Genomic DNA, 11,836 nt, shown 5'->3' on the forward strand with positions numbered 1-11,836 from the left:
GCCGAAATTCAGGGTGCCCTAGCCGCCGGAGTTCGGGCGGCAGATGGTGGAGTTGGTCCGATCGGGGCGAACGCCGGAGGACCTCCCGCGCGAGTTCGAGCCGACGGCGCAGTCGATCTGGAACTGGGTGCGGCCGGCCGAGCGCGATGGCGTCGCCCGCAAGGACGGCGGCGTGAGCAGTCCGGAGCGCGAGGAACTGGCGAAGCTCCAGCGTGCGAACCATCGCCTGCGCCAGGAGCGTGACATCTTGGCAAAGGCGGCGGCCTGGTTCGCGAGGGAGAGGACCCCGAACGGGTCTTCGAGTTCATGAGCGCGCACCAGGCCGATTTCCCGATCGCCACCATGGCCCGTGTGCTCGGCGTCTCGTCCTCCGGCTACGACGCGTGGCGCAGCCGGCCGGCCTCGGCTCATGGCAACCGTCGTCTGGCCCCCACCTTGCGGCGTGGGTTTGTGATGGTGCGCTGCCGCGGCTGAAATGGCGGCGGGGTGCTGGATGGATATCCAGGCGGAGGCTGCGAGCACTCCTACGAGAAGTCGTAGGAGCGCAGGCAGCGAGGTGGTGGAGGTGGTGACACTGTGAAGCGGGAGAATCTCATCGCGGCACGATCCGGATGACGACCAGGACCAATACCGCGCCGAGCGTCGCTGCCAGGACCACGCCCAGCATTCCGCTTCCCAGGCCGACCCCGACGGCCGGCAAAAGCCATCCCGCCACCACCGCGCCGAGGATGCCGACGACGATATTGCCTATCAGCCCCAGCGAGCCGCCTCGGACCAGCGTGCTCGCCAGGAACCCGGCCACACCTCCGATCACGATCCAGACGAGGATGGTCAAGAGATCCATCTCAGCCTCCCGTGATGACAGCTTCAGGGATCACGAATCGCTGCCCACCGATGCGGATGTGGAAGTCGTCGCCCTGGCGCCCGACTGTCATGCGCGCACCGGCATCGGCCTGTGATTCATCGTAACGCACCGGTGTCATATCCTCGAAGTAGATCACCCGGCTGCCCCCGTCTGGCCAGAACACCGTCACCTGGCCATTGCCACGCCCGCGCGTACGCTCGACACCGAACCGGCACTGCGCGACCGGCTGGCCTGCATGGCGGGCGCAAGGGATGTGGCCCGTGGCATGGAAGGTCGTGCCCGGCACCGTCGCGTCGTGAGGCCGGGTCGGCGCGGTCGCGGCGCCACCGGTCGCCGAGACCTCGATCCGGTAGTTCGCCCTCTCCCCGCGCCGCGCGGCGGCGCGGTTGAGGAACACCTGGATCAGGTAGTCGCCGTTATGCGCCGTGCGCACTTCCATCCGCGGTCCGCCGGTCTCGCCGATGTAGAGCGCGCTGTCACGCCCCGGCACATGGCCTGGTTCGAAGACGTTGAAGGCGACGGCGTCGTTCCCGGTATGGAGAACGACCCGCAGCATCTGCCCGGACGAGAGCCCGAGAAGGTAGTGCACCGCCTCCCGCCCCGCGACATGGCCCGAGAGGGTCGCCCCGCTCGCGCCATGGGCGAAGTGGACATGGACCACCCGCACCTCGGCCGCCCACGCCGCCGGGGCGAGTGCAACGAGGCTGACCAGCACGGCGAGCCAGATCTTCCGCATCATGGAGCTTCCCTTCCAGCATCGCATCCGCAGGCCGGCCTCGCGCGCGCGGCGAGGCCGGCGTCACCGTCAGGTCGGGCAGTTCGTCATCGGCACCTGGGTGACCGATGTGTAGCGCCCTCCGCCGGTCACCGTGCGCACGCAGGTGCGCGAGCCTTCATGCAGCCAGAACTGGGTGAGGCCTTGCCGGCGCGCGAGGCTGAAGCCGCGCCGCTCCATCTCGCCCTCGCCGCTGGACGCGCGCGCGCCCTGCAGATCGGCGAACTGCGGTGCCGGCGCCGGCGCCGGCGCGGACGCGGCGGGCGGCGGCGTGTGGGCGGGGGGCGGCGAGCCGCCGCAGGCCGAAAGGCCGAGCAGAGCAAGAAGCGTCGGCGCAGCGAGAACGACACGGAGGCTCATGGATGATCCCTTCGGTATGTAACGCCGCGACATGGTGCCCACTCTCGGGCGTATTCGCGATCCGGATCGCGAAAGAAACATCCGATCTGCGATGCACTCCGTGAAGATCGGCGGGCGTCAGCAATCCGGATCGCGAAGACCCCATCCGATCCGCGACGCATGCGGCGAACATCGCAGCCAGGACGCGCCCGCCCGCGTGGCACGCGTGGCGCCCCGGTCGGCCTATCCCCGCCGGCGCCGCAGCGTCTCGGACGGCGTCTCGCCGAACTGGCCTCGATAAGCGGCCGCGAACCGACCGAGATGGACGAAGCCGCTGAGAAACGCAGCGGCCGCCACGCTCGGCACCGGATGATCGAGCAGCAGTCGCTCCCGCGCGCGTTCGAGCCGCGTCGCAGTCAACATCGCCCGCGGCGTCGTGCCCCGGCGGTCGTGGAAGGCCGCCTGCAGGGCACGCAGACCCACGCCGACCTCGAGCGCGAGGCCGTCGAGCGTCAGCGGCTCGTCCGATCGGGCGCGGATGATCTCCTCCGCGCGGCGGACATGCGCCTCGGAGGTGGAAACGCGACGCACGCCGGCAAAGCCGGGAGACAGATCGAATTCGGCGAGAAGATTCAGGATCAGCGCTTCCGAGGCGCGCACGGCCCCCTTGCCGTGCAGCGGACTGTCGTTAGATGCGAGTTCCCCGAGCAGGAAGCGCATGTAGCCCTCCAGGGCCCTGGCACGGGCATCCGCCGCGGCGGAGGGGAACAGGACGCCCGGCGGGCTTTCGCTGCCGGCAGCCCGCCGGTCGCCGCGGGGGGCCACCACGCCGATCGCCTCGAAGGTGGCGGCGCCGGGCGGGCGGACCATCGCGACGCGACGCCCGGGCCGGAAGTAGGATGCCGCGCCGGCCCGCGTTTCGAGAACCCTGCCGCCGGCTTCGACCGACAGCGTGCCGCGGATCGGGGCAATGAAGGCGACGACGCCGCTGTTGCGGGAGACGATGTCGTGGCCGGTCGAGCGCACCCGGGCGATGGTGACCTCGCCCAGCCTCGCCGAGCGGATACCGAGGCGGCCCCGGAGGCCGTCGAGGAGTTGGAACCGCTCGACGCTCTCGGTCAGGACGCCCGTCCCGCCGGGGACAACCATGGTCGTGGTCACGTGGCTCGGCATGGCGGCACCTTAGGCGGGACGATGGGTCCGTATCCACCTCCGTGCGCGTCGGGCGGGCGCGCTTCGCGGCGGCGGCCCTATCGCGTCCAGCTCCGCGAGCCATGGTTCTTCGCGAAGTGGATTGCTGGATCGCGAAACGGATCGCGCGCCGCGATTCCCGCCGATAGGTTGATCGACGACGGCGACGGACCACCGTGGCGCGCCCTCTATGTCGTGCATCGGTTGGGCCGAAGCGCGGCGCGAGGGCACGAAGTTGTGTAGGGGGATTGCATGAACCGCGTGGGACGCCGCGAGCCGTGGTGGTCGGGGTTGCGCCGGCTGGTCCTCGCCAGTTCGGCGCTGGTCGCGCTGCCCATGCTCGCAGCGGCGCAGGATGCGACCTGGACCGGCCCCGGCACCTCGATGCTGGATGCCGCGAACTGGTCGACCGGCGCGGTCCCGACAGGCACCGCGACCTTCGCCGGTGCGTTACCCGTCGTCCCCACCATCGTCGCGTTGACCCCCCTCAGACTGGGCGAGATACGTTTCGCGGCTGGCGCCGGGGCCTACGTCGTCACCCTCGGGACGCTGGGCCCACCCACCTCGGACGGCACGCTCAGGCTGAACGGCGCCGGCATCACCGACCTTTCGGGCCAGGCCAGCTTCGACCTCGCGGCCGGCCTGATCGTGGCGGAGGGCCAGGCGAGCCTCGGGTCGGTGCGCATCGCCAGCGGCACCAACACTGGGCTGCGGCGCGAAATCGATCTCCAGGACAATGCCCGAGGCGGCACGGCGGGACTCGTCAATGTGACCCTGAGCCTGCGCGGCAATGCCTCTGCCGAGCGTCTCACGCTGTTTGGCGAGTTGGTCGCTCGGGATAACGCCACGTTGGGAGATGCGACGATCAACATCATCGCGCTCAACGGCACGACCCGCCCGTCCGTGGTGGCGGGCAACGCCAGCCTTGGCGCCGCGCGCATCACCATCGAGGACGGCCCCAACAACATGCTGCGCGTGGCCCAGAATGCCACGGGCGGCACGGCCGCGGTGACCGTGCGGGGGGCGGGGCAATTCGATCTGAGCCTGATGACGGCTCCGAGCTTCACGATCGGCAGCCTCGCGGGCGATGGCCGCGTCCTGATCGGCACGCACCCCCGTTTCGGGCTGATCATCGACGGTCCCGGCGGCACCTTCGGCGGCACCTTCGAAGGCGGTACGGGCACGACGGCAGAGCAGGTCATCTTCCAGACCGGCACCTACAGGCTTACGGGCACCAGCCCGTTCAGCGGGGCCTACGTCGTCGGCAATAACGGCACCCTGATCGTGAACGGCGATATTAGCGCCGGCGCGCAGTTGCTCGCCGGCTCCGGTACTACGCTTCGTGGCACCGGAACCCTGCCCGCAGCCGTCGTCGGCGGCACGCTGGCCCCCGGGGATGGCGGGATCGGCACCCTGTCGGTCGCGGGGCGCCTGTTGTATGGAACCCAGGCGGTCACCGAGATCGAGGTCAACCCGGCCACCTCGGCCGCCGACCGCATCAACGTCTCCGCAGTCGCGGTCTTGGCCGGCGGGCTCCAGGTCACCTCGCTCGGCGCCGCGCTCCCGACGAATGGCCAGACCTTCACCATCCTTCAGGCCAGCGCGGTGCAGAACACCTACATCGCCGTCGCCGACAACCTCACCTTCTTCGACTTCACGCCGGTCTACACCGCGACGCAGGTCGACCTGGTCGCGACGCAGCTTCCCTTCGCGATCCCCACGGTCACCAACAACGTGCGGAACGTGACGTCGCAGGCCACGGCCCTCGACACCTATACCGCCGCGGTGGCGACCACGCCGCCGTCGGTCGCGCCGCCGGCCAATGCCGGGGTGCCTCAGCGCAATTCGGATTTCGACACCGTCCTGACGGAACTGCTTCGCATCCCGACCGCCGCGCAGGCGACGAATGCGCTGCATTCGATGACGGGCGAGGTCTATGCGTCGTTCACCACGGTCGGGCTCGAGCAGCTCGACCGCTTCCGCTACGCCGCCTTCGACGCGGCGGGCAGCTGCGAGGGCCGTGGCGGCGAGATGCGCGGGCGGTACTGCGCCTGGGCCGATGCCTACTACGTCAGCGCAAGCCTGGACGGGGAAGGCGATCTCGCGGGCTTCGACTACACGCTGGGGGGTATCCAGGGCGGCGTCGAGATGCGGGTGCAGCCCGATGCGGTGGTCGGCTTCACGGTCGGCTATGGCGAACAGCGGATGCGCAACTTCGACTTCGCCTCCCGCCGGCTGACCGGCGATGCGCTGTTCGCCGGCGTCTACGGCAGCTACGGCGTCGGCCCGTGGCAGGCGGTCGGCCTGGTCGGCTACACGCGCTTCGACGTGGATGGCGAGCGTGACATCGCGGTCGGCAGCATCGCGCGGCAGGCGCGCTCCAACTTCGGCGCCGATGGCGTGAACGCGGCGGTGGCGCTGCGCTACCGCGCGGATCTCGGGGGCTTCCGCCTCGAGCCGGAAGTGCTGCTCGCCTTCACCCAGTACTGGCAGGAGGGGTTCACCGAGACCGGCGCGGGCTCGCTGAACCTGCGCGTCAACGGCACGGACGCCAATTCCTTCGTCACCGGCATCGGCGTGCGGGCGTCGACCGAGTTCACCGTCGAGGGCCGCATGGTGCGGCCCTTCGCGGTGCTGCGCTACGAACACGACTGGTTGGCGGGGGAGAAGGAGGACCATCGCGTGAACGCGTCCTTCGCCGCGGTGCCCGAGGCCGGATCCTGGACGGTGTTCGGGCAGAACCGCGGGCGGGAGAACCTGATCGGGCGGCTCGGCGTGGTCGGGGAGTTCACATCCAACGTCGCTTTGTTCGCCACTGCCGGCGGACAGTTGAACTCGAACGGAACCGAATGGGGCGTGGGTGGCGGGTTACGCGTGACCTTCTAGCCCGCCGTAGGCGGGCCCGGGCGACGCGCCGGCGCCGGCGGAACGGATGCAGTCGGGCGCTTGCCACGGCCACGACGCCCTTCGTCGCGCTCCCGATCTCCGGAAACCACGCCGCGGACGGCGGCACCCGTGCGAAGCAGCGCAAATCGAGGTGAAACGCGCGCTGGTTGAGAGTGCGCCTCGACGGCAGTGAACTCCACCACCCCGAGAGCCGCGCGCCAATCGCGCCATAGCCGAGGATGCCGAGCGTCGTGCCCTCGGCGTCGCGGGCGATGCGCGTCGTCTTCTCCCACGCGCCGCCGGCCATGGCGGCGCCGACCGCGGGAAGATCCTTGAGCAGCGGCATCATCAGCGCGAAGGCGTGTTCCGCGATGGCGCGCGCATTGGCGCCGGCGGCACGCGTCACCGCGAGGCCGCGTGCCTCGGCGGCGGTGAGGTCGATGCCGTCCACGCCGGCGCCGTGCCGCGCGGTGACGCGCAGGCTGGGTGCGGCCGCGGTCGCCTGCGGTCGGCGGAGGGCCTCTGCCATCAGGGCAGTGCCGATACCTTGCGCTGCCTCGACGGCAAAACGACAAGCGGGCCGATCAGAGCCCAGCCGTCCTGCGTCCCGATCCGCGCCGCCGAGGCAGCCAGATAGCCAATCACCTCGCCCTCTTCCTCGGCCACGAGCGAGAGGGCGAGAGCGCCCTCTGCGCACAGCTTCTCAACGATGCCCGCCTCGGTTCCGGTGGATTGCGCACGCGTCAGGAGGGCTTCCGTGACAAGCCGGCTGATCGCCGGGATGTCATTGGCGGCTTCGTTGCGGATCAGCATGTCATGCCCCCTGATTGTCGTGTTGCATGCGAAAGGAGGTGCGGCTGCGCTTCGAGATCCGGTACGGACTGCCCGACCGGGAATTCGATCGGCCGTTTCCGCCACAATCGGGCGCAGACAGTCGGGTCGGGGCCGGCAAGGACCAACCGCGCGTCCTCCCGCTCCGGCTCCTTCAGCCGCTTCACCTGGTCCAGCTCCGGCCCACCGAACTCCGCCGCGAGCATGGCAGGTCCGCCCCGTCACCGCGATCGACCGCACCGCTTCGGCCACCGTCCTTTCCTGGCCAGCCAGCACGTCCGCCCGCCGCGGCTTCGCCGCGATGTGCTCCTGCGTGCGCGCCTTCCTGCGCACCATCCCAAATCTCTCCTTGCTGCCGCCGGGCTGCATCACCGGCGGGCCGCTTCTACGGGGCCGGGGCAGTCTTCGCCGGGCGCTGCCCACCAGGCCGGATCCGCGGGATGTTGAAGCACCCGGCCGGGTAAACTCGATCCATTTTGACGCGCTATTCACGCGTCAGAATCGAAGAGCTTGGCTAACTGAATCCCTGGACGCAGGAGGCCAATCGTGGGCGCTGTCGGCACCATCATCAAAGCCCTTGGCGATGACTCGCAGCAGTCGGCGATTTCGGTGCGGGCGGCCGTGCGGATCTATGCCGATACCTCCGATGACGCCAGCCGCGAGGCCCTGCAGCACCTCCACGCCGTCGTCGCGCTGCTGCATCGCATCGACAACCGCTAGGTCAGGGATCGCGCACTCCGGGCTCAACGGCCCGCGACCCGCCGGCAAGGCCGCCCCCTTCGGGCGGGTTCCTGCAGAGTGCCGACGCACGGAGGGCCACCTCGGCGAGACCCCGCGCGCCAATGCCGCGCAGCGCCAGGCGATGGCACGGGGGATCATATCCGGCCTCAGCCTCCGGGCCGATCCGCGAGGTCTGCACCTGCGGCTCACCTTGCCCGAGCACTGTTCGGACGGCGCCTTCACCGCGGCGGCGAAAGGGCCGGCGTGATATCGCAGCCAGCAGGCACCTTCGCCGTCGTCGCATCGCGAGCACCCCCCGCCGCGCGCCTGTGTCTCAGTCATGAACCCGCGGCCGAGCGGGTCGCGCGCGGCCAGGCTGCGGTGGTGCAATCGGCCGGGCGGCGCGGCAGCGACGACGCGCTGGTCCCGTGAGGCGCCCCCACCGGCATCGGCGGATGCGGCTGCACGGAAAGCTCGATTGACGAGCCCGCAGCTTCGGCCCCCGCGACGATGCCGGCACCCCGTCCGGCGCTGCGGTGGAGGGCCGATTCGGTGACCTCGTCCCGGCTGTCCGCGCCCCGGCGAACAACGGCGCCTTCGGCGACGCCGGCGCGCGTCTGCGCCTGATCGAACTGAGTTCATCGACACCGGGGCCAGTGCCCGCAATGCTGCCGCCGTCCAGGACGCTGCGACGCCCGGCGGCATGGACCGGCGATCCGACACCCACTGCGACGCTGCGGACGGCCCGGCGATCCGGCCCCGCGCCTTGTCGTCGACCCGTCCGGCCCTGACCCACGGCTGGAAGGCCAGCGAGGGGACCGCGACGCAACGCCGCTGGAAGGATTGCATGCGCCGGCTACATTCGACCGGCGGCGCCATGCGACCGCTGATCGGGGCTTCCGGGACCGATGCCGCCGCATCGCGGACATGCTGGCCTGCGCCGACAACATTGCTGGGGACGTGACACGACCGTGAGTCTGATTGCCGCGCTTCTGCTCCTACTCCGCCTGATCATCCTGACGACGGCCCTGGCTGTCGCCGCGGTCACCCTCCGCGCCGGCTCGAAATGGCGCCATGACCGGCGGCGCTTCGGGCTCTGCCTGCTCGGCGGCGTCGCGACCATCATCGTGGCGCTGCGGACCTTGGTCGCGCTGGCCGGCACGGCGCCGGCGGACTGGAGCGACTGGCTCCAACTGCTCCCCGATGCGACGCTGCCGGTGCTGCTCCTCGCGCTGCTGGGCAGCATGCGGCGGCAGGAGGCGGCGCGCCGCTCCGCGGCCGCGACCGCGCCCATCAACCCGGACACGGGGTTGCCCAACCGGCCTGCCCTGCTGCACCAGGTCATGCCCGCCGTGGCGCGCTGCCGGCGGGAGGCCGTGCCGTGCTCGGTCATCACCGCCGCGCTCGACGGGACGGCGGAAATCGAAGCCGCGCGCGGCCCCGCCGTCGCGGCGGACCTGCTGCGCGACTTCGCCACGGTCTTCCGCCAGGCCATGCGGGCCGGCGACCTGCCCGGCCATGTCCGCGGGGAGGTGCTGGGCGCGCTGCTGCCGGGCGCATCGGCCGAGGCGGCCGGCGCGCTCGCGGCCAGGCTGCGGGAGGAGGCCTCCGCCAGGCTGCCCCATCCCGCGATGGATGGGCGGATCCTGACGGTGAGCGTCGGCGTCGCCCTGGTCGGCGGCGGGCCCGTCTCGGCGGCCCTGGATGAGGCCTTCGCGGGCAGCGAGAGCGCCCTGGCGGCCGCCCGCGCATCAGGCGGGGACTCCGTGATGACGGCCGATCCGCCGCCGCCGCGCTCCGCGGCTCTTGCATGAGCGGCCGCGGCCGGCGCCGGTGGCCTCGTCCGGCAACCCGGCCGGCTGCCTGGAGCAGATCCCGTCCGGTTCGAATTGCCCTGACGGGTGAAGATGCCCGCTCAACCGGGGCCGGACCGCCCCCCCAGGGGGCGGGCGAGACCTCTCTAGCGTCTTGTTTTTGCGCGCATCTTCCCCGAGCCCGGTGATTCCACCCCGACCGGATCTGCTCTAGTATCGGCTGCGTGAACCTCCTCGCCCCACCGCGCGCCCGGCTACAGATCGAGGTCGTCTTCGACCTCGTCTGTCCCTGGTGCTACCTCGGCACGCGCCGCCTGCGGCGGGCGCTGCGGGCACGGCCCGACATCCTGGCCGAGATCGTCTGGCGACCCTTCCTGCTGAACCCCGACATCCCCGCGAGCGGCCTGCCGCGGCAGGATTTCCTCACGCGCAAATTCGGCGGGGAGGAGCGCGCGCGGCGCCTGCATGCGACGATCACCGAGCTCGGTCGCGTCGAGGGCGTGCCCTTCCGCTTCGAACGCATCCTGCGCATGCCCTCGAGCCTCGACGCCCACCGGCTGGTGCGCTTCGCGGCACGGGAGGGGCTGGCGCAGGCGATGGTAGACACGCTCTTCCACGCGCATTTCGCCGAGGGCGCCGACCTCGGCCACACCGACACGCTGACGCGGCTGGCCGCGCGCCTCGGACTGGATGTCGCCGCCGTACACCGCTTCCTCGATTCGGGGGCGGAGGCGGACGCGGTGCATTCGGAAAACCTCCGCGCCCACCGCCTCGGCATCAACGGCGTGCCCTGCTTCGTCATTGCGGGCCGCCACGCCATCGCCGGCGCGCAGGAACCTGAGGTGCTCGAGCGGCTGATCGACGTCGCCCTGGTCGAGGAATGAACATGCGGGGCCTTGCGCGTCACGCCCACCGCGTCTAAGGAGGCGGCCCCGCCGGGACGGGGGGCGCATAGCTCAGTGGTATGAGCGCCTGCTTGACACGCAGGAGGTCCGTGGTTCGATCCCACGTGCGCCCACCATTTTCCACGCCCCTGGATGGCGGGCGCGGGACCTGCGCTCCCTCTTCACCCTCGCACATCCAGCAGCCTGCCTGCGGCGGCTGCTCGCCACCCGTGCACGCTCCCGGCCCGGTGCCGGTGCCCTGGCCGCCCGCGCGATCCTGCCGACTGCGCTGTGCCTTGCCGGCGCTGCCGTCAGCCGGCGCCCTGCCTGATCTGCTGGAAGAAGGCGAGATCGTCGATCAGGCACCATTGCTCGGCAATGCGGCCGTCAGCGATGCGGAAGATCGAGATCCCGTCGACGCGCACCTTGGCCCCGCTCGGCGGACGATCGAGGAAGGGCCCGTCCTGCGTGCCCGTCGAGACGTAGCGCACGACGATGCGGTCGGCTTCGAACACCACCTCCTCGATCTCCTCCCGCCAATCGGGGAAGGCCGCGCGGATGCGCGCCATGGCGGCGGCGTGCCCGTCGCGATGGCCGGGCGGCTCGCCCAGCCCTTCGGCATGCGGGCGGCGAAGTCCGCGGCGTGGATCTACGGGATCGCCGCGGTGTCCCCGCTGCTCCAGGCCGCGTGCAGGCGCCGCACCAGCGCCAGGGCGGCGTCGCGCGTCATGCTCAGAACCGGTAGCGGAGGCCGAGCACGAAGGAGTTCGCGCCTTCGTACACGCCGTTGTAGGTGCCGAAGATGCCGCTGCGATGCATGTAGCGGAAGGCGACTTCGTATTGCGGATGCTCGGGCAGCGCGAAGGTGAGCTCCGGCGAGAAGAAGTTCAGCCAGCGCGACTGGTTCTCCTCGGGCCGCAGGTCGGTGCCGCGTTCGACGCGCGGCAGCCGGGTCACGTAGTCCGGGCCCATCGACAGGCCGAAGGTCGTGTAGACGTAATCCGTCCAGGGGAAGCCATCGTAGCGCAGATAGACCGCGGCCCAGAACTCGCCGCCTTCGGTGTCGCCGAAGCGGTAGGCGCCGCCGGCCTCCAGGTCGACCATGAAGAAGCGCCAGAAGCGCCCGACCCGGTAGGAGACGGCGCCGCCCGCCAGGGTGTCGTCGCCCCAGGACCCCGACCAGGGCGCGACCATCAGGTCGCGCAGCTTTCCATCCGCCACCGAGGAGCCGACGAAGAGCGTGCCCGCCCAGCGCCGCGCATCGGCCAGGGCGCGCGCACGGTCGGCAGGGGAAAGCCCCGACAGATCGGGCGCTGCGACGGTCGCCGCGACCGGCGCCGCCGGTCCCGGACCCGGCACCGGCGCGGGTTCCGGGACGGGCTGCGCCGGCAGCACCTGCTCGCGCGGCACGGCGCGCCGTTCGGGCGGCGGGCCACCGGCAACGAGCAGGACTGCGGCGGCCGCCAGGGAAGCCAGGCGGACCGCCGGGCGGAATGCGAAGGACATGCGCACGCACCTCGGTCGGAAAGAG

14 protein-coding genes and 1 tRNA gene are annotated in these 11,836 nt (G+C 71.1%); 7 read left to right on the forward strand and 8 right to left on the reverse strand.

Going from position 1 to position 11,836, the window contains the following annotated elements; all coding sequences use genetic code 11:
- Positions 1-43: 43 nt before the first annotated feature.
- Together GXW74_RS01370 and GXW74_RS01375 are read left to right on the forward strand one after the other, a co-directional pair.
- On the forward strand, positions 44-310 hold the full coding sequence (locus tag GXW74_RS01370; protein WP_211844466.1) for a hypothetical protein: 267 nt from the start codon (positions 44-46) through the stop codon (positions 308-310).
- Complete coding sequence (locus GXW74_RS01375; protein ID WP_211844467.1) at positions 307-474, forward strand: hypothetical protein; 168 nt, start codon at positions 307-309, stop codon at positions 472-474. The genes GXW74_RS01370 and GXW74_RS01375 overlap by 4 nt, the downstream gene beginning before the upstream one ends.
- Before the next feature lie 118 nt (positions 475-592).
- Here GXW74_RS01375 and GXW74_RS01380 read toward each other — a convergent pair whose 3' ends face one another.
- The 4 genes from GXW74_RS01380 to GXW74_RS01395 form a co-directional block, all read right to left on the reverse strand.
- Positions 593-844, reverse strand: coding sequence for a GlsB/YeaQ/YmgE family stress response membrane protein (locus GXW74_RS01380; RefSeq protein ID WP_211844468.1), 252 nt, complete (start codon positions 842-844; stop codon positions 593-595).
- A 1-nt stretch (position 845) separates the two neighbouring features.
- Positions 846-1,604, reverse strand: coding sequence for a hypothetical protein (locus GXW74_RS01385; protein ID WP_211844469.1), 759 nt, complete (start codon positions 1,602-1,604; stop codon positions 846-848).
- A gap of 66 nt (positions 1,605-1,670) precedes the next feature.
- A complete protein-coding gene (locus GXW74_RS01390) occupies positions 1,671-2,000 on the reverse strand; it encodes a hypothetical protein (protein ID WP_211844470.1) in 330 nt (109 codons plus the stop codon).
- A gap of 222 nt (positions 2,001-2,222) precedes the next feature.
- The gene (locus GXW74_RS01395) at positions 2,223-3,152 is read right to left on the reverse strand and encodes an AraC family transcriptional regulator (RefSeq protein WP_211844471.1); all 930 of its coding nucleotides are present in this window, start codon (positions 3,150-3,152) and stop codon (positions 2,223-2,225) included.
- A 270-nt stretch (positions 3,153-3,422) separates the two neighbouring features.
- Here GXW74_RS01395 and GXW74_RS01400 point away from each other — a divergent pair, with 270 nt between their 5' ends.
- Positions 3,423-6,056, forward strand: coding sequence for an autotransporter family protein (locus GXW74_RS01400; protein WP_211844472.1), 2,634 nt, complete (start codon positions 3,423-3,425; stop codon positions 6,054-6,056).
- On the opposite strand, the gene GXW74_RS01405 is transcribed toward GXW74_RS01400, so the two are convergent.
- Entirely contained in the window at positions 5,959-6,585 is a 627-nt protein-coding gene (locus GXW74_RS01405; RefSeq protein ID WP_211844473.1) for an NAD(P)-dependent oxidoreductase, read from the reverse strand. The two genes, GXW74_RS01400 and GXW74_RS01405, sit on opposite strands and share 98 nt — an antisense overlap.
- Positions 6,585-6,869 carry a GNAT family N-acetyltransferase gene (locus GXW74_RS01410; RefSeq protein WP_211844474.1) on the reverse strand — a complete coding sequence of 95 codons (285 nt, stop codon included), beginning with the start codon at positions 6,867-6,869 and terminating at the stop codon, positions 6,585-6,587. The genes GXW74_RS01405 and GXW74_RS01410 overlap by 1 nt, the downstream gene beginning before the upstream one ends.
- A 564-nt stretch (positions 6,870-7,433) precedes the next feature.
- On the opposite strand from GXW74_RS01410, the gene GXW74_RS01415 reads away from it, so the two are divergent.
- The 4 genes from GXW74_RS01415 to GXW74_RS01430 all read left to right on the forward strand — a co-directional run bounded on the left by GXW74_RS01415 (position 7,434) and on the right by GXW74_RS01430 (position 10,442).
- Entirely contained in the window at positions 7,434-7,607 is a 174-nt protein-coding gene (locus GXW74_RS01415) for a hypothetical protein (RefSeq protein ID WP_211844475.1), read from the forward strand.
- Positions 7,608-8,578: 971 nt separating this feature from the next.
- The gene (locus tag GXW74_RS01420) at positions 8,579-9,421 is read left to right on the forward strand and encodes a GGDEF domain-containing protein (RefSeq protein ID WP_211844476.1); all 843 of its coding nucleotides are present in this window, start codon (positions 8,579-8,581) and stop codon (positions 9,419-9,421) included.
- Between the two features lie 224 nt (positions 9,422-9,645).
- A complete protein-coding gene (locus GXW74_RS01425) occupies positions 9,646-10,305 on the forward strand; it encodes a DsbA family oxidoreductase (protein WP_211844477.1) in 660 nt (219 codons plus the stop codon).
- 61 nt (positions 10,306-10,366) lie between these two features.
- Positions 10,367-10,442, forward strand: a tRNA-Val gene (locus GXW74_RS01430).
- A 174-nt stretch (positions 10,443-10,616) separates the two neighbouring features.
- On the opposite strand, the gene GXW74_RS28555 is transcribed toward GXW74_RS01430, so the two are convergent.
- Together GXW74_RS28555 and GXW74_RS01440 are read right to left on the reverse strand one after the other, a co-directional pair.
- Entirely contained in the window at positions 10,617-11,153 is a 537-nt protein-coding gene (locus GXW74_RS28555; protein WP_338148112.1) for an ester cyclase, read from the reverse strand.
- On the reverse strand, positions 11,038-11,811 hold the full coding sequence (locus GXW74_RS01440; protein ID WP_211844479.1) for a hypothetical protein: 774 nt from the start codon (positions 11,809-11,811) through the stop codon (positions 11,038-11,040). Before GXW74_RS01440 ends, GXW74_RS28555 begins: the two co-directional genes overlap by 116 nt.
- Between the last annotated feature and the right edge of the window lie 25 nt (positions 11,812-11,836).

Origin of the sequence: Neoroseomonas eburnea (genome assembly GCF_018129005.1) — a bacterium.
Classification (GTDB): Bacteria; Pseudomonadota; Alphaproteobacteria; order Acetobacterales; family Acetobacteraceae; genus Neoroseomonas; species Neoroseomonas eburnea.